Raw genomic sequence first — 22,726 nt, forward strand, 5'->3', positions numbered from 1 at the left:
GAACAACTACTATCCTTTTGGTATGAAACACGAAAAGTATAATGTAGAAGAATCTGTTTTTATTTCTGGTAATAGAGGAAGTTTTGGTTACTATATAGGGGCAGGGAAAAGTTCTTCTTCAGTAACGTACAAGTATAAATATAACGGCAAAGAACTTCAAGATGAACTCTCTTTAAATGTTTACGACTATGGCGCAAGAAACTATGACCCTGCAATTGGTAGGTGGATGAATATTGACCCACTAGCGGAGAAAAGCAGAAGATTTAATCCTTATACATATGCTCTTGACAATCCTGTTTTCTTTGTTGACCCTGATGGGATGTTAGCAGGCACACCTCCATCATATCCAAATGATAATAGAACATTGAGTCAAATTGGACAAGTTACTTATATGAAAATGTCTTCAAGTTTTTTTGGCGGAAAAAGCGAAAGAATTTTAACACAAACAGGAAATATCTCAGGTACATTAATAATTGGTAGTTCAACATCTAATAATAGACCTTTGGGAGATTTTCTTAGTTACATGGCAAAAACAGTTGATCCTGGAGACATTAGTAACTCAGCTTCAGTTGTAACAACTAATATTTCAGGTACATTTTATAATTCGAAAGGAGAAAAAGTTTCTTCAGCAGCTAATGCATCGAGTTATGTTTACAATAAAAGTGAGAAGACAGAAACAGTTACTATAACAGATGAAGGAAGAGTTTCTAATATTGTATCAGTAACAACTGTTGACTCTTCCACCACATATAAAGTTTCTAAAAATGAAGACGGTGACTTTGTCATTAGTCATCCTAACACTTTAATCAGTAAAAATTCAAGTAAAACAACGCTTTCTGAATCATCAAAAGAAATGCAGGATTATGCTTTTGAGAGATCAAAAACAAATATTGAAACGTATAAAGAAATTTGGGATAGATTAAAAAAAGCATTAGACAAACCATTAGGGGAAGACCCGAAAAAATAATGTAAATATGAAAAACAATATAAAATTAATACTTAATTCAATTTTTGGCTTTTTAAGCTTAAGCTTAATAAAATTATTAATTATACTATTTTTTTTATTGACAGATGATAGTTTTTATTATTTATCGAAACAGAAAAATATAGATTATGGGGAATTAGCAATGAAACTTTTTTACATAAACATTATACCTGTGTTTTTACATTTATTTATAGGAACATACATGTTTTACAAAAACACAAATAGTTTCATTAAGACTTTAGTTATATTGTGTATATCTCTTTTGCTTTATTATTTTTTTAATTTCATAGATTTACTTTTTTTTATTGAAAATCATAGAGCTAAGGTCTATTCTTCAATTATTTTAATAATTATTTTAATGATTGGAATGTCTTTTTTTATTAGGAATAAAGAAAACCGAAATCAGTAATAGACAATGTCCCCCGCTAGCGCGAGCATCTTGCTCGTGCCCACAATTTGTTAGAAAAAAATTAAACTATAATTTATTGTGTTACCGTTTAATTTTTTATTTTTATAAAAAGAAACCGTGAGTAGAAAATATAAATTTGGAGAAAAGGAAGGAGCATATTTTATTTCATTTGCAACCGTTTATTGGATTGATGTTTTTACACGAGTTGATTATTTTGATACAATTATAGAATCTTTAAACTTTTGCAGAAAAAATAAAGGAATGGAAATTTATGGATATTGTATAATGCCAAGTCATATTCATTTAATTTTTCGTTCAACATATGGTGATCCATCAGGGTTAATTAGAGATTTTAAAGGATTTACCTCAAGAAAAATGTTGAAAATGATTCAAGAAAATCCTCAAGAAAGCAGGAAAGAATGGCTGCTTTGGATGTTTGATAAAGCTGGCAAAAAAAATAGCAATGTAAAACACCGACAATTTTGGCAACAAAATAACAATCCTATCGAAATTTGGTCATTGAAAGTATTTGAACAAAAGTTGAATTACATTCATAATAATCCATTAGAATCTGGCTTTGTAACAGATTCTATTGACTGGAAATATTGTAGCGCAAGAAACTATGGCAATGATGATCAAACTGTTTTAGAAATTGATTTGAATTAGATACTAGGCTCGAGCAAGATGCTCGCGCTAGCTGGAGGAATATTAAATTCTCCTCCAGAACCTCTGATTTCAAGTGAAATTGATTCTATTATACAAAACTCATATAAAGGTAATTGATAAGTGGAAAAACTCATATATATTTTAATAGCTTTATTGTTTTTTAATGCAAATTCTCAAAATAGATATCTTTTAATAACTAAAGAATCAGAATTTAATAGAGAAATTGAAAACAAAAAATTAGAGGTTTATATAGTTGAATTAGACTCTTTAAATAACCCAATCGATGCAGAATATCCAATACTATATGATGCTATTTCAGAATATCAAGTAATTACTTGTAAAAACGAATCAAAAGTGTTTTTAAATACTGGAAACACTTTTGATAATGATTCTATAATAAAGTATAGAAAATCCGTTTTGAAAGAAGCCTTACAAAAGAAGCGACGACTTGCAACGATTAAATTAAATATAGCTAATAAGCGCAAGAGCAAAGGAAAAATAAAGATTTATTACACTCAATTATATGGCGATCTATGTAAAGGCGAACTTACATCGAGGGATAGTGAGTTATTAAATAACTATAAAAAAGTTTATCTATTTTATAATAAAGGCTTAATTGTTATTGATAAAGAATTGCCCGAAAATAAATTATATAGAATTTTAAATATAATTAAAATACCTTCTTATTAGCCCTCGATACCCCCGCTCCCTCGCGAATCCCCCCCGCTAGCGCGAGCATCTTGCTCGTGCCCACAAAGAAAATAATACCAAAAACCACACCGTTAAGATGTGGTTTTTTTATGATTTGGAAATTTTAAAATTTCCTACTCTAGCACAATCTTTTAGCATAGCAATTGTAAACGAAAAGCAATTCATTAAGTTACTTGAAATTATAAGAATGGATGTTTAGAAAAATGATATAGTTTTATAAGTAGAAATCAAACGTAAGAATTCTTTCGAAAGCAGTGAGTTTTGAAAAGCAGATATATGCACTAACTTTTGCAACACATTACTGCGACACAAATTAAAAGTTTATACAATATTATAATCTCTAAATATATTTTTCTTACAAAAATATAAAGTGTTTTACAAAGTTTGATATAAAGTCCTAGTTTATCTATTTTTGTTATTTATTTGTTTTTTTACTACATATTTTACTACCATGACAATGCAACCTTTTACTCACGAATACTTTATGAAAAAAGCTTTACTAGAAGCCGAGACAGCTTTTAGTAAAGATGAAATACCCGTAGGGGCAATTGTTGTAGTAAATAACCAAATAATTGCACGAAGTCATAATCTTACAGAATTATTACACGATGTAACAGCGCATGCTGAAATGCAAAGCATTACAGCCGCTGCTAATTATTTAGGCGGAAAATATCTAAAAGACTGTACGCTTTATGTCACCTTAGAGCCTTGTCAAATGTGTGCAGGAGCTTTGTATTGGAGTCAAATATCCAAAATAATTATCGGTGCTCAAGACCATCATAGAGGCTACCGTGTAATGGGTACTCAATTACACCCAAAAACAGAAGTGATTTTTGGAGTTATGGAAGAAGAATGTAGCCAACTAATAAAAAGTTTTTTTACAAAAAAGCGTTGATACTATTATGTACAACGCTTTTTTAAAATGTGAGAAATTAGTTTACCAAATTTTTACTCGTTTTTCTGGAGCAACATACATACCATCACCTGGTTTAATTTGAAATGCTTCATGAAACGTATCTAAATTAATCAACGGAACATAAGCTCTATATTGTGCTGGTGAGTGTGGATCTGTTTTAACTTGATTTTTTAAAGCTTCGTCTCTAATTTTACCTCTCCAAATTGTAGCCCATGATATAAACAAGCGTTGTTCTGGAGTATAACCATCTATAAGACCTGGGTTTCCTTTTTCTTTTAAAAACAATTGTAAACCATCATAAGCAGCATTAATACCTCCTAAATCACCTATGTTTTCTCCTAGTGTAAATTCGCCGTCTACATGCACCCCTGGTAGTGGTTCTAAAGCGCTATATTGACTAGCTAAGGCTTTACCCAACGCTGTAAATTGTTTTAAATCTTCTTCTGTCCACCAATCGACCAAGTTTCCTTGAGCATCGTATCTAGCCCCTGCATCGTCAAAACCGTGAGAAATTTCATGACCTATTACAGCACCTATTCCTCCATAGTTTACGGCTTCATCTGCTTGATAATCGTAAAAAGGCGCTTGCAGTATAGCTGCAGGAAATACAATTTCGTTGTACGATGGATTGTAATAGGCATTTACCGTTTGCGGAGACATTCCCCATTGGGTTTTATCAACAGGTTTGTTAATATCGGCTACATTTTTCTCAAATCCCCATTTATTTAAACGCTCCATATTATCAAAGTAATTCCCTCCTTCTTCTGGGCTCAATATAGTTAATGCTGAATAATCTTTCCATTTATCTGGATAACCTATTTTTATGGTAATTTTATTCAATTTTTCAACCGCTTTAATTTTGGTTTCGTTAGACATCCATGTTAAATTCTGGATTCTATTTTGATACGCTTTAATGATGTTTTTTATCATCATTTCTGCTTTTAATTTTGCTTCTGCAGGAAATTTTTTCTCTACATACAATTTACCCAAAGCTTCGCCTACTGATCCATTTACTGTTTGTAGTGCGCGCTCTTCTATAGGACGTTGTTTAATAGCTCCTGTGAGCGTCTTGCCATAAAAAGCAAAGTTGGCTTCGCCTATTTGTGTAGACAATCTGCCCGCAGAATTTCTTAAAGCAGTCCAAAGCATGTAGGCTTTCCAGTCTGAAACATTACCTTTTTCTAAAATAGTATTTAGTGCTGTAAAATATTTTGGTTGTGTAACTACAATGCTTTTAATTTCTCCAAGCCCAATTGCTTGTAAATAATTTTTCCAGTTTAGTTGAGGCATTAGTTTTTGTAGTTCTTCTATAGACATTGGATTGTATTGCAATCTATCGTCGCGAAGTTCTACACGAGTAAATCTAGGTGTTGAAAGTTGGGTTTCAAAAGCCAATATGTTTTGTGCCATTTGTGTAGCTTTTTCTCCTTTTATATCTAAATATTGAAGCATTTTGGCTACATGAGCTACATATTTTTCTCTTTTTTCTTTAGAATCTTTATCTTCAGAAACATAGTAGTCTCTATCGGGTAAACCTAAGCCTCCTGGGTATAAATAGGCTACATTTTTGTTACTGTCTTTTTGATCTGCACTTACGCCTATACCCAAAAAGCCGACTCCTGTACTACTCTCTGCTTTAATAAGAAGTTTTTGTAAATCTGAAACATTTTTAATGGCATTGATTTGTTTCACCAACGGTTTTAAAGGTGTAACCCCGAGTTTGTTTCGGGTAATAGTATCCATAAATGTTTTGTAAACATTTATCGCTTTTCCTTGATCTGTATTGGATTTGTAATTTGGGTTTTGGCTCGCTTCTTTTAATATTGCCAAAGCATCTTTATCTGTTTTTAATCGAAGTTCATCAAAACTTCCCCAACGTGTTTTATCTGCAGGAATTGGTGTATTTTTAAGCCAAGTTCCATTTACAAATCTAAAAAAATCGTCATTTGGTCTTACCGATTTATCCATAAGGTCTAAGTTGATACCGCGCGAATTATTTTGAGCAGAAACAACACTAGAACCTACTAAAAGCGCAAGTAACGCTATTGATTTTATAGTTTTTGGTTTATTCATAAAATATTTTTTTTAGTTAATACAAACCTACATATTTTTTTGGTTTCTAATAAATTACCATCAAAATTGTTTGCTTATCTGTATAGGTCTCCATAATATGATTTTCGTTACATATTTTGAAAACATAAAAGTTTTGTACTTTTGATAAAATTATTTTGTATGTCTTCTCTTTTTAAAAGAAACCGTAAACTTTTGGTGTTTTTTGGTGTTTTTTCTATCATCACACTGAGTGCTTTTTATATGGTTTTAAAACCAAGAAAATCTTTGCCTGTTTACAATCCAAGTGATATAAATCCAGAATTGGTAGATACAACCATTCAGCATATTGCTTTAAACCATACTATTGCCGATTTTGCCTTTAAAAATCAAAACGGAAAAATAATTACTCAAAAAGAGTATGAAGATAAAATTTATGTAGCCGATTTCTTTTTTACAACTTGCAAAACAATATGTCCAAGAATGACCAATAATATGGTATGGTTGCAAAACAAAATCAAAAATAATCCTCATGTAAAATTGGTTTCATTTTCTGTAACCCCAGATATTGATAGTGTATCTGTATTAAAGAAATATGCTGTACAAAAAGGCGTTATAGATAGCAAATGGAACTTGCTTACTGGCAACAAAAAAGATATTTATTATTTAGCTCGAACTTCTTTTTTGGTGGTAAAAACAGGCAAGCCTGAAGAATTATACGACATGGTGCATACCGAAAATTTTGTGTTAGTAGATCGTAAAAAACGCATACGCGGCTATTATGACGGCACAAACTTAAACGGCCCTACAGAAGAAGGTGTTAAAAACATAAGCCAACTTCTAGAAGATATTGAGTTTTTATGTACAGAAAAAGACTAGCTTGATGCTTTCAAGCTAGTCTTTTTTTCTACTGAATATTTCATTATTTAACCAACCAACTACTTGGATTTGTATAGGTTGTATTTTGAGAAATCATAAATTTTAATACGGCTTTTCCATCGCTATTGCTTCGTACTTTACCTATAGTTTGTTTTGTAGTTACTTTGTCGCCTACACTTACAGACACACTACTTAAATTCATGTATACTGTAAAATAATCTCCGTGCTGTATACATACGGCTTTGTTTAATGGTGATGTTTGAAAAACTTTGGTTACTTCTCCATTAAAAACAGCTCTAGCGTTTGAGCCAGACTCTGTGGCAATATCTACACCGCTATTATGTACTACCAAATTGCTATATACTGGATGTGGCTGATCGCCATAGCCTAAAGTAATTGTCCCTTTTTCTACAGGCCAAGGTAAACGTCCTTTGTTTGCTTTAAACTTATCTGAAACCAATTGTGCCTCTGGGGTTAATACAATTTTGGTTGATTCTGTAATTTTTTTGGTTTCGGCTGTAGTTGTTTTTGGGTTGGCTTTGGCCTTGGCTGCAGCAGCTTTTTTGTTGGCTGCAGCAATAGCTTCTTTAATTAATTTATTAATTTGAGCATCAATTTTTTTAGATTCTTGTTGTTTTTTCTTGATTTCTGCTTCTACAGTTTTTTTGTCTTTTTTAAGGCTATTGGCTATTTTTTCTTGTTCTTGTTTCTCTTTTTCTAAATCTTTCTTCTGTTTTTCTTGCTCATTAATAAGTTGTTGTTTTTGTTTTTTTTGTACTTCTAATTTGCTGTTATATTGTATGAGTTTGGTAGACTTATCTTTTATTTCATCTGCTTGCATTTTTCTATATGAAGAGTATTGTTTCATATATTGCAGTCGTTTGTAAGCTTGAGTAAAACTTTCTGATGACAACAAGAACATGGCTCTACTTTGTGTAGAACGGCTTTTGTACGATTTTACAATCATCTCTGCATAATCTTTTTTCAAATCGGTTAAATCGCTGTTCAGGTGATTTATTTGAACTTGATTGGTATACATGTCGTTTTTTAAAACTTTCGACTGCTTTTCACTCATTTGTATGAGTTTTTCTTTTAAAGCTATTTTTTCTTTTTGAAGCTGTAATACTTTGGTAACCGATAGTTCTTTTGACTTTATGTCTTGAAGCATACGTTCTTTTTCTTGTATTTCGGCTTGCAATTTTGCTTTGCGTTGTTCTAATTCTTCTTGAGATTGTTGAGCATAAGAAAAACTAAAAACACCTATAAATAGTAATAAGTATATATATCGAGTCATAAAATTATTATTTTAAATAAATTCTTTCAAAACCTTCTGGAACATTGTAAGGAAAAGTTAAATCTTCGTTTACCGTTACATTTTTATAAGTTAAATCTATTGTAACGGTATTTTTACTTTTTGCTACCACACCTATTGTAGACGGTAGTATTACTCCGTTTTCCTTGCGGTAATCGGAGTATTGTATTTGTACGTTTCTATTTGCTAATGGTTGTGCGATTTGTTCTTGTTTTAATAAATAATTTTCTCCTTCAAAATAATATTCTTCTTCAATCGTATTATTGCCTTTCGATTTTAATTGATATAGATTATTAACAACTGTTGCTACAAATGTACTCGCATTAAGCGAATTGAGTGGTTTTCCTAAAAATAGGTTTTGTACTTTGTTGTAATCCAATGGCGTTCCTAACCATTGACTGAGCAATGCATAATCGCCTTCAAAGTAAGTATTGTTTATTTTTTCATAATAATATACAGTGCTTGGTGTAATAAGTGCTTTTGCCATAGTTATTCCAAGTATTCTTACACTTATCAGTATTTTTTCGTCTTTTTTTATTTTAATCTCTGCATTTACATTTTGGCTTTGCTTTTCGTCTTCATATTTAGCATTGGCTTTGATATAAAGGGTAGTAAAGCTAACATCATTTTGATAATGCTTTTCTATGATTTCTGCCGCAGAATTTTTGGTGTCTTCTGTTTTTATAACGCCTGTTTCTGCTATAATTTGCTTAGGCTTACAACTGAATAGAGCTATACTTGATATAAATAGTATTATGTTTTTTTTCATGTCATTTTTTTTGCGTTTTTTGAGCTTCTAATTGCTTGTTGGTATAGTATTCTTTCTTTTTAGCATCGCCCAATCCAGAATAACATTCTATCAATTGATTATAAAAAGCCGCTTCCAATTTTGTGTTGTCTACAATAAAATCGAGCCCTGTTTCTAATGATTCTTTGGCTTTTTTAAAATTTTTCAGCTTATTATAGGCATACCCTAAATAATAATACATATCGGGTTGCGATGGAAACAATTGTGACTGTTCTTCGGAAAATTTTGCCAATGCTTCGTATTCTTGTGCTTCTTTATAACATTCTGCCAAAAGATTAATTGTTTCGTAGTCATCTGAAACCGTGTTTAGATGCATTTTATAATACTTTGCGGCTTTATCCCAAGTTTTTTTACTGTGGTAAAACTTACCTATTTCTTTGGCTACTTTTACTTCTTTATCGTTATCAAAATAAGTAATAGCCTTGTCTAAGTCTTTTTCAAAAAGGGGCTTATCTTTGGCAAATAGTAAATATTCGTTGAGTATTCTATGCTTTATTTTAGAATCTATTTTAGTGCTTGAGAGTGCAATGTGCATGGCTTTGGTTGCTTTTTCTCCATCTTGATTGTTTATATGGAATTTAAAAAGTGATACCTGAGCCCAATCGGAAGTAGGGATTTCTTTTTCGAGTTGTTTTGCTACTTCGAGTGCCTTTTCTTCTTGATTGCTTTGCGAATACAAGTAAATAAGTTGAATATAATTACTCTCTTCTTTAGGATTTTTTTTAATTTGAGCTATTAGATTTTCTTTTTCGGAGCCTTGGTATTTTACGTCTTTTAAAATTTGTGCTTTATATAGTTCATGTTTGTCGGTTACGCCAAATCGTTCATTTAATTCGTTAATTAAAGTAAGTGCTTTGTCGTATTGTTGGGTTGTCATATACAACGATAACAAATCTTCTTTATAATCTTCTTTAAATTCAATGAGTTTTGCAACGATTGTTATTGCTTTGTTATAATCTTTAGTATCGTAACATATATCGTACAATCCTTGCCATGCCCAACGATTTTTGGGATCTGCTTGTGTAACTTTCTCAAAATAATTATAGCTGTCTACATATTTTTTTTGAAAATAATAATTCTTTGCCAACTCAAACCAAACCAAAGGATTGTTGGGTTCTAAGTTTTGACATTTTTCTAATTCTTGTATGGCTTTGTCGTAATTTTCAATGCCTTTTTGTTTGAAAGACTCATACAAATGATCTTCAAACTCTTTTGTATCTAAAGCCACTTGCTCTGGTTCTTGTTGTTGAGCAACAGAAGCTGTAGGGAATACAAAAGTCCCAAATAGAAAAGTATATAGAATTATTTTTCTCATATTTTTATTCTAATACAGAGTAATCTCCAATGCTAATTGCCGTAAAGTTTCCGTCGAATGATGCATGGTTTCCTATCATGGCATTGTTTAAACTTGCATTTTTTATGTGCGCATGTGTTTGTACCAAACTGTTTTTTATTTTACTATCTATAACATGACAACCTTTCCCTAAAGATACATTTGGACCCACTGTAGCATTAATTAAAACTACATCTTCCCCTATGTAACAGGGTGGAATAATGGTGGAATTTTCTAATTTCACATCTGTTGAAACTAAGTTTTCTCCATCGTTTTGCAAAAATCCAAGCATTCTAGTATTGGTATCAACGGTTACATCTTTATTGCCGCAATCCATCCATTCGTCTACTTTTCCGGGTACAAATTTCATGCCTTTTGCCATCATTTGTTTAATGCCATCGTTAATTTGATATTCGCCACCATGTATAATATTATTATCTAGAACAGCTTGCAATTCATTTTTTAAAACGGCAACATCTTTAAAATAGTATATTCCTATAACTGCTAAATCAGAAACAAATTCTTTTGGTTTTTCTACCAATTCTACTATTTCATTTTCTTTGTTGAGATTAATTACACCAAATGCCTCTGGCTTATCTACTTGTTTTACCCAAATAACACTATCGGCATTTTTGTCCAAATCAAAGTCTGCACGTATTAAGGTATCGGCATAAGCGATTACTGCTGGTCCCGAAAGAGAGTCTTTGGCACACATAATAGCATGACCTGTTCCCAAAGGTTCGTTTTGATAGTAAATTGTTCCTTTTGCGCCTAGTTTTTGCGCAATTGCAACCAAATCTTCTTCTACTTTTTGACCAAAACTTTCGTGTATAACAAATGCTATTTCTTCTATTGGCTGATTTAATACTTTGGCTATATCTTCTACCAACCTATGCACTATGGGTTTACCAGCTATAGGTATTAAGGGTTTTGGAACGGTTAATGTATGTGGACGCAGTCTTGAACCTCGACCTGCCATAGGGACTATTATTTTCATTTTATATTATTTTTTAAACTTCAACATTCGTTTTTCATCATTGAATGTTCAACACTTGTGAACTTGGAATATTCAACTTTGAATTTTGAACTTTGAACTATTTGACTACTTATTTTTATTTCTAGATGTTTCAATACTTTTTACAAAAATCGATATTAATTCGTCATTTTCTTTTATTATTAGTATTAAATCTTGTTCGTTTTTCAAATATAAATTTGCTTTATGAATAATTTTCAAACAAGAATGTGTTTCTCTTAATTCTTTTAATACAACAGACATTTTATGAATAAAATCATTTCTTGATTCAGCACTTTGTGCTTCGCTATAATTTAACGAAGGTGATGTTCCAGATCTTACTATTTGTCCTGATAAATGATTTCCTGCTTTTGTTGCTTTTAAATTATCTGTAATGGTTATAATTTCTACTGCAAAATCAATTAGTCTTTCGTGCAAATCAAATTTTTTCATGGCTTTTATAGAATTATTTTGGTTTGTGTTTTATCTGTAAACTTAAACATTCGTTTTTCAAAATTGAATATTCAAAATTTGTAAACTTAGAACATTCAACAACGAATTTTGAATTTTGAAGTGTTTTATCCCTACTTAAACTTAAACATTCGTTTTTCAAAATTGAACATTCAATATTTTTAAACTATTTCATTATTTCACTCCTGTGCTACCAAATCCTCCTTCGCCACGAGATGTTTCAGACAGTTCTTGTACTTCTATCCACTCGGCTCTTTCATGTTTTGCGATGATTATTTGAGCGATTCGTTCTCCATTTTCGATGATAAAAACTTCATTGGATAAATTTACTAAAATTACGCCTATTTCACCACGATAATCAGCATCTATAGTTCCCGGTGTATTAAGTACGGTAATTCCTTTTTTTAACGCTAAACCGCTACGTGGGCGTACTTGTGCTTCGTAACCTATAGGTAGCTCTATAAATAAACCTGTTTTTACCAATACTCTTTCTAGCGGTTTTAAGCTTATAGATTCGTTTAAATTGGCACGCAAATCCATTCCAGCTGAAGCTATGGTTTCGTAATTTGGCAGTTCGTGTTGCGACTTATTTATTATTTTTACAATCATTTTATTGCTTTTCTTTTTATAATTTTTAAAAGTGTTTCTTTCTCATTTCTATAAATGAAATATAAAAATAAAGAAAGTAAAACGATTTTTACTAGATAGTTTTCTCTTAAATAAGGAATATAAAACGATATTGCCGAAAACACAATGCTTAATCCTAAATAAGCAAATATTCGCTTCATATCATAAGGGATTGGATAATTTTTTTGTCCCATTTTATAAGATATTATCATCATTGTTCCATAGGCTGCTAAAGTTGCAATTGCAGAACCATAATAACTGAATTCCTTTATTAATAAATAATTTAGTACTAAAGTTACAACTGCCCCAACTATAGATATATAAGCACCAATTTTTGTTTTATCAATTAACTTATACCAAACCGATAGATTGGTGTATATACCAAGAAAAAAATTGGCTAAAACAATCAATGGAACAACTTTTATGGCATCCCAATATTGTTTATTTGGAACCAAAGGTTGCTTTAATAAATCGATAAAAACAATTACAAAAAGACTAATAAATGAACCAAATATTACAAAATACTTAGTAATGGTTGCATAGGTTTGTTGTGCATTTTCGTTCGTTGCATGACTAAAAAAGAAAGGTTCAATACCAAGTGTATATGCTGTTCTAAATAAAACCATAAACATTCCTATTTTATAGCAAGCTGAGTAAGCACCAATATCTGCTTTTGAAACATCCATCCAATCCAACAGAATTTTATCAAAATGTTCATTGATAGCAAAAGCTAAACCTGCTATTAAAATTGGATAACCATATTGTATCATTTGTTTCCAAAGATTGTAATCGAATTTCCAATTAATTTTGAAATAATTAGGCGAGAGAATTACAAACGTTAGCAAACTTGCAATTAAACCTGAAACAAATATGTAACCTACCTTAAAATTTTCAAAGTAAATAGTATTAAAAAAACTTTGAGGATTTGATTGAGCTAATTTGGGTAAAACTATTAAGAAAAATAGATTAAAAAGCATATTTATAGTTACATTACCAATTTTGATAATGGCATATTGCATAGGTCTTTTTGTTGCTCTTAATTTTGAAAAAGGAATGATTACAAGTGCATCGAGAACCAAAATCCAAATAGTATATGTAATATATTCTACTTTTAATTCTGTCCAATGTGCTAATGTATTTCTAAATAGTAATGCTACGCATAAGAATGTAATTGATGACCAAAAAATAGAAATTGTTGCTGTTGATATTACCTTTTTCTTATCTTCTTCTTTATTATAAAATCGAAAGAAAGCAGTTTCCATTCCGTAGGATAAAATTACATTGAAAAAAACCAACCATGCAAAAACAATAGAAACATCTGCAAACTCTTGTTTTGGTAATTTCTTAACATACAAAGGATTAAGCAAAAAGCTTATCATTCGAGGCAAAACGGTTGCCAATCCGTAAATTAGTGTTTGCTTAAATAGGTTTTTATATAAACTCAAAGTAAGATTATTTTAAAAAAACAAAAATAACTATAATAATGATGCAATAAAAAAAGAGCCAACAAATGTGACTCTTTTTATAAATAGATTTTAAAATTTTTATCCTTTTAAGGCTTCTGCACCTCCAACAATTTCCAAAATTTCTCCTGTAATAGCTGCTTGACGTGCCTTGTTGTAAGTCAATTTTAATTGATTTCTTAACTCGGTAGCATTATCGGTAGCTTTGTGCATAGCCGTCATACGAGCTCCGTGTTCGGCTGCAAAAGAGTCTCTTAAAGCTTTATACAACTGCGTCTTTAATGACTTTGGTATAAGCGTTAAAACAATTTCTTCTTTTTTAGGTTCAAATATATAATCGGAAGATACTTTTAAGTCTGAACTACTTATTGGGGCTAAAGGCAAAAACTGTTCTGTTTTAATAATTTGAGTAGCAGCGTTTTTAAATTGATTATATACCAATTCTATTTTGTCGTATGATCCAGAAACAAATTTCTGTGTTAATGCATCAGCAATTTTTGCAGCATTATCAAAATTTAAATCATCAAAAAGAGCGGTATTTACTTCAACAACTGTATTGGTTTTTTTCAATACATCATTTCCTTTTTTCCCAATGGCAAAAACTTCGGCTTCAATATTCTTGCCTTTATACTCTTCTGTTAAATTTCTTACTTGTTTAACAACGTTTGAGTTAAATGCACCAGCCAAACCTCTATTGGATGTAATAGCTACAATCAAGACTTTTTTTACTTCTCTTTGTGTTGTAAATGCTCCTCCTACATCGCCTTCTAAACTAGAACTTACATTTTGTAACAATTCTGTTAGTTTTTCCGCATAAGGTCGCATAGCCGTAATGGCGTCTTGAGCTTTTTTAAGTTTGGCAGCAGAAACCATCTTCATTGCAGAAGTAATCTGCATTGTAGATTGAACTGAAGTAATTCTATTACGTATTTCTTTTAAGTTTGCCATTTTGTTAATTTATCAATGTTCCAATATACCATTGTGTCAATTAATTGCATAATTGACACATGGGATAATTAGCTAATTAATTATATTTTGCAGAAACTTCTTTTGCAGCTTTTTCTAAAACATCGGTAATAGCATCATCAAATTTACCTGCTTTTAAAGCGTTTAAAGTGTCTCTATGAGAATTATTTAAGTATTCTAAATAATCTCTTTCAAATTCTTTTACTTTGTTTACAGGAACATTTCTTAATAAGTTTTTAGAACCTGCATAGATAATAGCAACTTGATCTTCAACCGTAAATGGTGTATTTACAGATTGTTTTAATATTTCTACGTTACGTTTACCTTTTTCAATTACATTCATTGTAACAGCATCCAAATCAGAACCAAATTTTGCAAATGCTTCCAATTCACGGAATTGCGCTTGGTCTAATTTTAAGGTACCTGCTACTTTTTTCATCGATTTAATTTGTGCATTACCTCCAACACGAGATACCGAAATACCTACGTTAATTGCAGGACGAACACCTGAATTAAATAAATCTGACTCCAAGAAAATTTGCCCATCTGTAATCGAAATTACGTTGGTTGGGATATATGCAGAAACGTCACCTGCTTGTGTTTCAATAATTGGTAAAGCGGTTAATGAACCTCCGCCTTTTACAATAGGTCTTAACGATTCTGGAAGATCGTTCATGTTTTTTGCAATATCATCATCAGCAATCACTTTTGCTGCTCTTTCTAATAATCTTGAGTGAAGGTAGAAAACGTCTCCAGGATATGCTTCGCGTCCTGGTGGTCTTCTTAACAACAAAGAAACTTCACGGTAAGCAACGGCTTGTTTAGACAAATCATCATAAACAATCAATGCAGGACGACCTGTATCGCGGAAATATTCTCCAATAGCAGCACCTGCAAATGGAGCATATACTTGCATTGGAGCAGGATCTGAAGCATTGGCAGCCACGATAACTGTATACGCCATAGCACCTTTATCTTCTAATGTTTTAGCAATTCCAGCCACAGTAGATGCTTTTTGACCTACAGCAACATAAATACAAAACACAGGTTGTCCAGCATCGTAAAACTCTTTTTGATTTAGAATAGTATCGATACAAACTGTTGTTTTACCTGTTTGACGGTCACCAATAACAAGCTCTCTTTGACCTCTACCTACAGGAATCATAGCATCTACAGATTTAATACCTGTTTGCAATGGTTCGTTTACAGGCTGACGGAAAATAACACCTGGTGCTTTGCGCTCAAGTGGCATTTCATACAAATCGCCACCTATAGGGCCTTTACCATCTATTGGGTTACCTAGGGTGTCTACAACACGACCTACCATTTGTTCACCAACTTTTAATGAAGCAATTCTACCTGTCCTTTTTACTGTAGAACCTTCTTTTATAGCTTTTGAAGTACCAAGTACAACAACACCTACATTATCTTCTTCAAGGTTAAGAACAATAGCTTCAATTCCGTTATCAAATTGAACTAATTCTCCGTACTGCGCATTTGATAAACCATATACGCGAGCAATACCGTCTCCTACTTGAAGTACTGTTCCTACTTCTTCTAATGAAACACCAGATTCAAAACCTGATAATTGTTGCTTTAATATTGCTGAAATCTCAGCAGCTTTAATTTCTGCCATTTTTTATATATTTAATGGTATTAATTTATTATAAATTCTCTTTTCAATTCTGCCAAACGACTTGATACGGACGCATTGTACTGCTTGTCTGCTACTCTTAATATAAAACCACCTATTATAGAAGGGTCTACAAGATTTTCTATTGTGATTTTTTTAGAAGTAAACTCTGATGCTTTTGCAATTACTTTGCTTTCCAATTCTGGAGTAATAGCAACTGCTGTAGTAACATAGGCTTTTTCAATTCCTATGCTATCGTTGTACAAGTTATGGTATTGTATTGCTATATCATCTAGCAATTCAAAACGTGCATTGGAAGCCAACAATTGGAATAAAGATTTTGTTTCATCATTAACCGCCGAAAAAATCTGAGATAAAGCCGATCTTTTCATTTCTTGCTTTACCACAGGGCTGTTAATAAAGGTTTTTAACTCTTTATTGCCTTGTATTGTTTCCAATATAAGTTTCATATCATTATTTACTACCTCTGCATTACCTTTTACTGAAGCATTGTCTAGTATTGCTTTGGCGTATCTAATCGCTGCTCTTGACATATCGATTAATTTAATTTAGCCTCACCCAAAAGTTTATCTACTAATTTGGTTTGAGCTTCTTTGTTTGACAATTCTTCTTTTAGCACTTTTTCTGCAATTTCTATAGAAAGTGTAGAAACTTGATTTTTTAAATCGGCAAGTGCTGCATTTTTTTCGCCCTCTATAGTTGCTTTTGCTTGTGCAATAAGTTTTTCGCCTTGAGCTTGTGCTTCTACTTTAGCATCGTTAATCATTTTTTCTTTGATTTCACGAGCTTCTTTCATCAAAGCATCTCTTTCTGCACGAGCTTCTGCCAACAATTTTTCATTATCAGCTTTAAGGTTTTGCATTTCTTTTTTGGCATTTTCTGCAGAAAGTAATGCGTTTTTTATTCCCTCTTCTCTAGTGTTTACTGCATCTAGTATAGGTTTCCATGCAAACTTTTTAAGCAAGAAAATTAAACCAACAAAGATTACTATTTGTAAAATAAATAATCCAAGTGAAAAAGTTCCTAATAATTGTTCCATTTATATATTATATATTTTTATTGTAATTAAATTAATTGTAAAAACAATTGTTACAACCAACCGTTATAACAATTGTTTAAAAGAATTATTTGCCCATAAAGAATGCAGCAAATCCAATACCTTCAATAAGCGCAGCTGCAATAAGCATCGCTGTTTGTATTTTACCAGAAGCTTCTGGCTGACGAGCGATAGCGTCCATTGCTGAACCACCAATTTTACCGATACCTAAACCAGCACCGATAACGATTAAACCTGCTCCTACTAGATTTGGAATAGTTCCCATAATGTATATATATTAAAAATTAAACATTCAATTAAATTAATGATGTGCCTCCTCATGATGGTGTTCTTCACAAGCAGAACCAAAGTACAGTGCCGTTAACATTGTAAATATATACGCCTGTAACCCTGCTACTAATATTTCTAAAATAGAAAGCACAAATGCTAACACAAAAGAAAATCCGCTACCAGCAACATTATTAAACGTATACATCATTGCTATAATACTCATCAACACTATATGACCTGCAACCATATTTGCATAGAGACGAATAGTAAGCGAGAATGGTTTTATTATAGTTCCTAACAACTCTATAGGCGCTAATACTATTCTCATAATTGGAGGAACACCTGGCATCCAAAATATGTGCCCCCAATAATTTTTATTAGCAGAAATATTTGTAATTAAATAAGTAATAATAGCTAATGCCGCTGTAATGGCAATATTACCTGTAACATTTACGCCAAGCGGGGTTAAACCAAACATATTTAAAAACCAAATAAAGAAAAACACAGATAATAAATGACTCATGTATTTTTTGTAATGTTTTTCACCAATATTTGGGATAGCAATTTCATCTCTAACAAATATTACTATTGGCTCAAAAAACCTTCCTACACCCTTTGCTATTCCATTGTTTTTCTTGTATGATTTTGCCAAACCTCCAAACAACAAGAACATCAATAATCCAACCACTAAAATCATAAATACATTTTTTGTGATAGAAAAATCTAGTGGTCTTTTCAAAGGATTTGTATGGGCTTGATGATCTACAACACCATTTTTATCACAAGAGTATACTATACCATGCTCTATCTTAAAATACTTACCTTTAGATTCAACTATAGCTGTATCATGTTTAAACTCAGATGATGAAAAAATATGTAATCCTTCATCCCATAAAATAACAGGTAAAGGAAAACCTACATGATGCTCATTTTCTTTTTCACCATAAGAAAAAAGAGTGAATCCATGAGAGTCTAAAAGATGATGTTGAATAAATTCTGCTCGTTCTTCTACTTTTTTCTGTTCCTCTGAAACATTTTCTTTTGCTGTTTGCTCTGTAGTTGTTGCTACTGAATCTACTGTGGGATTTGCATTTGCTATAATCGGCATTACCGAAAATAGTGCAGCAATTATAAATTGGAGTGGTTTTTTGTAAATCACCATGAGTATTTAACTAAATTTTTAGGTTTCTAAAATTTGGTGCAAAAGTACAATTTTTATTAAAACTTATACATAAGTGCTTATATTTTTTTTGACAAATTAATATAGTTATTTGGGTTGTTGGGTGTTTTGTTTAATAAATAAATGGTTAAAAGTGTTTCTATCAATAAAAATAACACGAAAACGATGTAGAAATTAAATCGGTCTGTATTGTATTTTTCTGAAGCGTAAATAATGTTTTTGCCGTACCAAAATGCAATTCCTGCCTTTATTGTTGTAATGAGTAGAAAACTTACTCCAACTATATCTAAATTTTTTCTTTTTACTACCACAAGTATAAGCATGGTAATAATTGAAGCTAGAGTAAAAAACAAATACGTTTGCGGAATATTGATTAATTGAGCAGGTAAAAAATAATGATTAATAAGGAAAGTACTTGTCGAAAAAACAAGTATAGCCACAACAACTAGTACTATCTCTTTATTCATCTTTATTAATTTGATTTACTTGCCTTATTACATTGTATAATGATAAAAAAACTCCGATAATTGTACACGTTTTTGTGTACCAATTACCCGAGTTTGTATATTTTTCATCGAGCCATTGCCCAAGATATGCAAATAAAAAAATAACAATTCCCATTTGGGTAGGAATACTTATGAGTGCCAACCATTTATTAAGCTGTTTTTTCGGTTGTTTTTGCATGTGTTTTTAAATTCTTTACATCTGATTTCATGACACAAGTAGCGTTGAATTCGGCTCCAGGTTCTACAGATAGTTTTGCACAAGTTACTTCACCGTTTACTATTGCGCTCGATTTTAAATTGAGGGTTTCTGAAATAGTAAGGTTTCCTTGAAAATAGCCTTCTATATCACAATTTGTACAAATAATATTGCCAATAAATTTACCTGCTGGACCAATTACTAGTTTTCCTTCTGAAGTAAAATCGCCTTCTAGTGTGCCGTCAATACGAGTGTCTGCAGCACAAGAAAAATTTCCTTTTATTGTTGTTCCTTCTACTATTCTATTGGTTTGTCCGAGTTGGTCTGTGCCTGTTTTTGTAGTTTTTCTTTCAAACATATTATGGTTTTTTTGGGGTTACAGAGGGTGGCATAGTCATGTTTCCTGGTTGTCTATCATTATTTCCATTGGGTTTTCCTGTGTTCATTTCTCTTTCAAACCCAGGGTTCATAGGTAGACTTTCTTGATTTTTTGAGAGTTCATTTTTATCTTTCAATGCCGGAATTACCATTTTAGTATTCGCTTTATTGCCTTGTTGTTCTGGAGTTGGTATATAAACTTTCTTTGGCATTGGTTTTATTTCTTTTGTAATCCAATCACCTGTTATGTAATCGTTTATATTTTTTTTGGCTTGAACAACTTTGTAGTTTTCACTAGATATTATAATCGCTTTGTTAGATAATTTATATTCTTTGTAATCTTTTAGTATTTGGGCTGTTTCCAAAGCATTTTCTTTGGTTGTCAATCCGTGAAGCACTATAAAATCTTGATCAAGGGTATACACATCGGTTGAAATGTAGAGTTTATCTGTAGCTCTATCTTTTAAAAACTTATTAAGTTTAGCCAACAAAGGTTTGTTTTTTAATGAATCTAAACTTGCTTCAAACACCAACTTCCAACTTGTGGGGTTTTCTGTATTAAACTCTAATGCTTCTAGTTGAGGCAATCTAGTGGCGATGAATTTCTCTGTTTCTTTGCCCTCTTCACTATTTGGATAGTTTAATGCCACAAAGTTCAATGCCTTTTTCATATCGGAAAGCCCTTGTAGTCTTCCTGTTAAGTAAGCTTTTAATAATTCGAATTTAGATAAAACTTCTTCGCCATTATATTGCTCTACAGCAACATTAACTTTGTTGAATGTTTCACGCAAAAGCCCTTTTTCATAATCGTTGTACAATGTAGTGTAAACTTGTTCTGGGCTACCAAAATTTGACAATAACGTTTGATTGTTAATAATTTGAGCGTAGCGTGAATCGGGATACTTTGTTGTGATTTTCATTTTTAGAGCGGCGGCTTTTTCTGCGTCGATTATTTCATATATTTTATATAAATTATATAACGTTGGTAAAATCAACCGATCTTCGGGGTTACTATCTAATAATGTTTCTAGTTTTTGAGCGGCTCTAGGGTATTCTTTAAACTTCTCTTTATATATTACACCCAATTGATAGTAAGCAAAGTTGCGTTCTTTTGCCAAACTATCTAAAACTTTTTTACTTGTAGGTATTTGTTTTGTGTAAAAATTTGTTGTGTACTTTGGATCTGCAACAGCATTGTTTGGTGTTTCTGTAGCTGTATTGTTTTGATTATCAGCAACAGTATTATCTGTAGATTGTTTAATATCTTTAGACCAACGCCAATTTTCTACATAAGGTCGATCGCCCCATTTTTTCTTAAACTCTATTTTACCTTTGGCAACAGTTGGCGCATTGTAAAAATAAAATGAACTTGTGCTTGACGTTATCATTTCTGGAGCTACCGAAGTTGGTTTTGAAGTACTTTCTAAAGCTTTTTTTGCTTCTTGTTCTTTCTTTTTATTGTCTTCAATTTTTAGTTTTTCTATGTACTGTGTAATATATTTGTCGCGCTCTGTAGGATTCATGTAAGCCAAATTAAGAATGCTATCGTTTTTTTGAGCTATTCCTTCAAATTTTATAACATCGTCTAAGTTTTCTCGTTTTTTGGCAATTTGTTTGTACTCTCTTGTTTTATCATTTAAAACCGCCAAAGTACTATCGTAATATTTTCCAGCGGTAAGATATTTGGCGTTGTTGAAATGTATTTCGGCTAAATTTCTATAATTTGAAGCTACTAAATATTTATCTTGAGAACCTTTTTTTAACGATTTATTGTAGTGTGTTATGGCTTGTTGAGATTTCTTTTGCTTGTCGTAAAAAACACCCAATTGATGTTCTAAAACATCTATGTAAGGTCTATTTTCTCTATCTTTTAAAAGTTCTTGGTATTTTTTTAAAAACAAAGTGGTGTCTTGCGTTTTGTAATCAAAATAATTAGCTTGTTTGGCATGAGCTCGTATTACATATTGTTTTGAAGCACTGCGTTTCATATCAATTACATTTTGATAAGCTACCAAAGCGCTGTCTTTTTGTTTTAAATCGTCAAAAAGTTGTCCAATTATAAAGTTATAACGAGCTTTTTCTTCGTCTAATTTTGTGAATTTTGATGCTATTCTAAGTTTTGCTACCGCACTATCATTTTGCTTTGTATTAATAAATGCTTGAGCCAAAGTAGCATTGGCATCGGCAAAAATTTGATCTTTTACTTTAATTTCCTTTAGTAAAGAATTTAAATTTTTTATAGCCAATTCATCATTCTCTAGACGCATATTTGTTTTTTCGCGCCAAATTTTCACTTCATTAATTTTATCGCTGGTTGGGTATTTGTACAAAACATAATTAAAAGCTTCGAGTGCTGGTATAAAACGCTGGTCGTAGTAGCGCGTTTTTCCGAGTAGCAGATGGGCTTCGTCCATTTGTGGGTTTTTTTCGGAGCCATCAATATTCATCGAATGTTTTTGAATGGCTTTTACTGCTTTTTCTTCAGAACGTTCAAAATTTTGGTTCTTTTGTTTTTCATCGTTCAAGTTTTCTTCTTTAACCAGCATGCGTTCTACTGGAAGAATTTCCCAAAAATTGTCTTTGTATTCGCTCTTTAAGTCTGTAATTCCTTTGTCTAGAGCCAATCCGCCATTGTACAAAATATTATATTTGGTACTTAGTGCATGTGAATTTCTAGACAAAAAAGTATTCTTTTTAGTAGAACAACTGATAATGAGCGTAACTACCAAACTGACTGCTATGTATTTTATGGTATCTTTTTTCAATTTTTTTTATTTTCTATAACTCTAAAAAACTAGTTTTAGTATAACTAACTGGTAAAAGTAACTATTTTTTGAAACAAAGAAAAAATTAATGCCTTTAAAACAAAAAAATCTGC

23 protein-coding genes are annotated in these 22,726 nt (G+C 31.6%); 5 read left to right on the forward strand and 18 right to left on the reverse strand.

The window, feature by feature from the left end; translation table 11 throughout:
* The 4 genes from Q361_RS13870 to Q361_RS00025 form a co-directional block, all read left to right on the forward strand.
* Window positions 1–967: RHS repeat-associated core domain-containing protein (locus Q361_RS13870; RefSeq protein WP_245874585.1), on the forward strand; the 967-nt coding region annotated here is incomplete at its 5' end.
* Between the two features lie 544 nt (window positions 968–1,511).
* Window positions 1,512–2,060, forward strand: a complete 549-nt coding sequence (locus Q361_RS00015; RefSeq protein ID WP_103724655.1) for an REP-associated tyrosine transposase — start codon at window positions 1,512–1,514, stop codon at window positions 2,058–2,060.
* Window positions 2,061–2,180: 120 nt separating this feature from the next.
* On the forward strand, window positions 2,181–2,750 hold the full coding sequence (locus tag Q361_RS00020; protein ID WP_103724656.1) for a hypothetical protein: 570 nt from the start codon (window positions 2,181–2,183) through the stop codon (window positions 2,748–2,750).
* A gap of 472 nt (window positions 2,751–3,222) precedes the next feature.
* The gene (locus tag Q361_RS00025) at window positions 3,223–3,666 is read left to right on the forward strand and encodes a nucleoside deaminase (RefSeq protein ID WP_103724657.1); all 444 of its coding nucleotides are present in this window, start codon (window positions 3,223–3,225) and stop codon (window positions 3,664–3,666) included.
* Between the two features lie 42 nt (window positions 3,667–3,708).
* On the opposite strand, the gene Q361_RS00030 is transcribed toward Q361_RS00025, so the two are convergent.
* Window positions 3,709–5,760 (reverse strand): M13 family metallopeptidase, encoded by a 2,052-nt coding sequence (locus Q361_RS00030; RefSeq protein ID WP_103724658.1) that lies wholly within the window; start codon window positions 5,758–5,760, stop codon window positions 3,709–3,711.
* A 159-nt stretch (window positions 5,761–5,919) separates the two neighbouring features.
* Between Q361_RS00030 and Q361_RS00035 the strand changes: the two genes are divergently transcribed.
* Entirely contained in the window at window positions 5,920–6,615 is a 696-nt protein-coding gene (locus Q361_RS00035; protein WP_103724659.1) for an SCO family protein, read from the forward strand.
* 43 nt (window positions 6,616–6,658) lie between these two features.
* On the opposite strand, the gene Q361_RS00040 is transcribed toward Q361_RS00035, so the two are convergent.
* The 17 genes from Q361_RS00040 to porW form a co-directional block, all read right to left on the reverse strand.
* Window positions 6,659–7,909 (reverse strand): murein hydrolase activator EnvC family protein, encoded by a 1,251-nt coding sequence (locus Q361_RS00040; protein WP_103724660.1) that lies wholly within the window; start codon window positions 7,907–7,909, stop codon window positions 6,659–6,661.
* A gap of 7 nt (window positions 7,910–7,916) precedes the next feature.
* Complete coding sequence (locus Q361_RS00045; protein WP_103724661.1) at window positions 7,917–8,696, reverse strand: DUF4292 domain-containing protein; 780 nt, start codon at window positions 8,694–8,696, stop codon at window positions 7,917–7,919.
* A gap of 1 nt (window position 8,697) precedes the next feature.
* Complete coding sequence (locus Q361_RS00050; protein WP_103724662.1) at window positions 8,698–10,050, reverse strand: tetratricopeptide repeat protein; 1,353 nt, start codon at window positions 10,048–10,050, stop codon at window positions 8,698–8,700.
* A gap of 4 nt (window positions 10,051–10,054) precedes the next feature.
* Window positions 10,055–11,065, reverse strand: a complete 1,011-nt coding sequence (locus Q361_RS00055; RefSeq protein WP_103724663.1) for a sugar phosphate nucleotidyltransferase — start codon at window positions 11,063–11,065, stop codon at window positions 10,055–10,057.
* Window positions 11,066–11,170: 105 nt separating this feature from the next.
* The gene (locus tag Q361_RS00060; RefSeq protein ID WP_103724664.1) at window positions 11,171–11,533 is read right to left on the reverse strand and encodes a four helix bundle protein; all 363 of its coding nucleotides are present in this window, start codon (window positions 11,531–11,533) and stop codon (window positions 11,171–11,173) included.
* 192 nt (window positions 11,534–11,725) lie between these two features.
* On the reverse strand, window positions 11,726–12,160 hold the full coding sequence (gene dut / locus Q361_RS00065) for a dUTP diphosphatase (RefSeq protein ID WP_103724665.1): 435 nt from the start codon (window positions 12,158–12,160) through the stop codon (window positions 11,726–11,728).
* On the reverse strand, window positions 12,157–13,623 hold the full coding sequence (locus tag Q361_RS00070; RefSeq protein WP_103724666.1) for a lipopolysaccharide biosynthesis protein: 1,467 nt from the start codon (window positions 13,621–13,623) through the stop codon (window positions 12,157–12,159). Before Q361_RS00070 ends, dut begins: the two co-directional genes overlap by 4 nt.
* 99 nt (window positions 13,624–13,722) lie before the next feature.
* Window positions 13,723–14,589, reverse strand: coding sequence for an ATP synthase F1 subunit gamma (gene atpG, locus Q361_RS00075; protein ID WP_103724667.1), 867 nt, complete (start codon window positions 14,587–14,589; stop codon window positions 13,723–13,725).
* 76 nt (window positions 14,590–14,665) lie between these two features.
* Complete coding sequence (gene atpA, locus Q361_RS00080) at window positions 14,666–16,243, reverse strand: F0F1 ATP synthase subunit alpha (RefSeq protein WP_103724668.1); 1,578 nt, start codon at window positions 16,241–16,243, stop codon at window positions 14,666–14,668.
* A gap of 20 nt (window positions 16,244–16,263) precedes the next feature.
* The gene (gene atpH, locus Q361_RS00085; RefSeq protein ID WP_103724669.1) at window positions 16,264–16,800 is read right to left on the reverse strand and encodes an ATP synthase F1 subunit delta; all 537 of its coding nucleotides are present in this window, start codon (window positions 16,798–16,800) and stop codon (window positions 16,264–16,266) included.
* Window positions 16,800–17,300 (reverse strand): F0F1 ATP synthase subunit B, encoded by a 501-nt coding sequence (locus Q361_RS00090; protein WP_103724670.1) that lies wholly within the window; start codon window positions 17,298–17,300, stop codon window positions 16,800–16,802. Before Q361_RS00090 ends, atpH begins: the two co-directional genes overlap by 1 nt.
* An 85-nt stretch (window positions 17,301–17,385) precedes the next feature.
* Window positions 17,386–17,583 (reverse strand): ATP synthase F0 subunit C, encoded by a 198-nt coding sequence (gene atpE, locus Q361_RS00095; RefSeq protein WP_103724671.1) that lies wholly within the window; start codon window positions 17,581–17,583, stop codon window positions 17,386–17,388.
* A gap of 36 nt (window positions 17,584–17,619) precedes the next feature.
* A complete protein-coding gene (gene atpB, locus Q361_RS00100; protein ID WP_103724672.1) occupies window positions 17,620–18,750 on the reverse strand; it encodes a F0F1 ATP synthase subunit A in 1,131 nt (376 codons plus the stop codon).
* A gap of 77 nt (window positions 18,751–18,827) precedes the next feature.
* A complete protein-coding gene (locus Q361_RS00105) occupies window positions 18,828–19,235 on the reverse strand; it encodes a hypothetical protein (RefSeq protein ID WP_103724673.1) in 408 nt (135 codons plus the stop codon).
* Window positions 19,228–19,452, reverse strand: coding sequence for an AtpZ/AtpI family protein (locus Q361_RS00110; RefSeq protein WP_103724674.1), 225 nt, complete (start codon window positions 19,450–19,452; stop codon window positions 19,228–19,230). The genes Q361_RS00105 and Q361_RS00110 overlap by 8 nt, the downstream gene beginning before the upstream one ends.
* Window positions 19,424–19,828: a bactofilin family protein gene (locus tag Q361_RS00115; protein ID WP_103724675.1), complete on the reverse strand. Its 405-nt coding sequence runs from the start codon at window positions 19,826–19,828 to the stop codon at window positions 19,424–19,426. Before Q361_RS00115 ends, Q361_RS00110 begins: the two co-directional genes overlap by 29 nt.
* A gap of 1 nt (window position 19,829) precedes the next feature.
* Complete coding sequence (gene porW / locus Q361_RS00120) at window positions 19,830–22,613, reverse strand: type IX secretion system periplasmic lipoprotein PorW/SprE (protein WP_146046957.1); 2,784 nt, start codon at window positions 22,611–22,613, stop codon at window positions 19,830–19,832.
* Window positions 22,614–22,726: the final 113 nt, after the last annotated feature.

This window comes from Flavobacterium croceum DSM 17960 (genome assembly GCF_002917885.1).
GTDB lineage: Bacteria > Bacteroidota > Bacteroidia > Flavobacteriales > Flavobacteriaceae > Flavobacterium > Flavobacterium croceum.

Coding starts and splice junctions, on each gene's coding strand:
- atpA (WP_103724668.1), bottom strand. CDS start 16,243: ATGGCAGAAATTAAAGCTGCTGAGATTTCAGCAATATTAAAGCAACAA.
- Q361_RS00060 (WP_103724664.1), bottom strand. CDS start 11,533: ATGAAAAAATTTGATTTGCACGAAAGACTAATTGATTTTGCAGTAGAA.
- Q361_RS00090 (WP_103724670.1), bottom strand. CDS start 17,300: ATGGAACAATTATTAGGAACTTTTTCACTTGGATTATTTATTTTACAA.
- atpE (WP_103724671.1), bottom strand. CDS start 17,583: ATGGGAACTATTCCAAATCTAGTAGGAGCAGGTTTAATCGTTATCGGT.
- Q361_RS00055 (WP_103724663.1), bottom strand. CDS start 11,065: ATGAAAATAATAGTCCCTATGGCAGGTCGAGGTTCAAGACTGCGTCCA.
- Q361_RS00105 (WP_103724673.1), bottom strand. CDS start 19,235: ATGAATAAAGAGATAGTACTAGTTGTTGTGGCTATACTTGTTTTTTCG.
- Q361_RS00035 (WP_103724659.1), top strand. CDS start 5,920: ATGTCTTCTCTTTTTAAAAGAAACCGTAAACTTTTGGTGTTTTTTGGT.
- atpB (WP_103724672.1), bottom strand. CDS start 18,750: ATGGTGATTTACAAAAAACCACTCCAATTTATAATTGCTGCACTATTT.
- Q361_RS00030 (WP_103724658.1), bottom strand. CDS start 5,760: ATGAATAAACCAAAAACTATAAAATCAATAGCGTTACTTGCGCTTTTA.
- dut (WP_103724665.1), bottom strand. CDS start 12,160: ATGATTGTAAAAATAATAAATAAGTCGCAACACGAACTGCCAAATTAC.
- Q361_RS00110 (WP_103724674.1), bottom strand. CDS start 19,452: ATGCAAAAACAACCGAAAAAACAGCTTAATAAATGGTTGGCACTCATA.
- Q361_RS00050 (WP_103724662.1), bottom strand. CDS start 10,050: ATGAGAAAAATAATTCTATATACTTTTCTATTTGGGACTTTTGTATTC.
- Q361_RS00040 (WP_103724660.1), bottom strand. CDS start 7,909: ATGACTCGATATATATACTTATTACTATTTATAGGTGTTTTTAGTTTT.
- Q361_RS00025 (WP_103724657.1), top strand. CDS start 3,223: ATGACAATGCAACCTTTTACTCACGAATACTTTATGAAAAAAGCTTTA.
- Q361_RS00115 (WP_103724675.1), bottom strand. CDS start 19,828: ATGTTTGAAAGAAAAACTACAAAAACAGGCACAGACCAACTCGGACAA.
- Q361_RS00045 (WP_103724661.1), bottom strand. CDS start 8,696: ATGAAAAAAAACATAATACTATTTATATCAAGTATAGCTCTATTCAGT.
- atpG (WP_103724667.1), bottom strand. CDS start 14,589: ATGGCAAACTTAAAAGAAATACGTAATAGAATTACTTCAGTTCAATCT.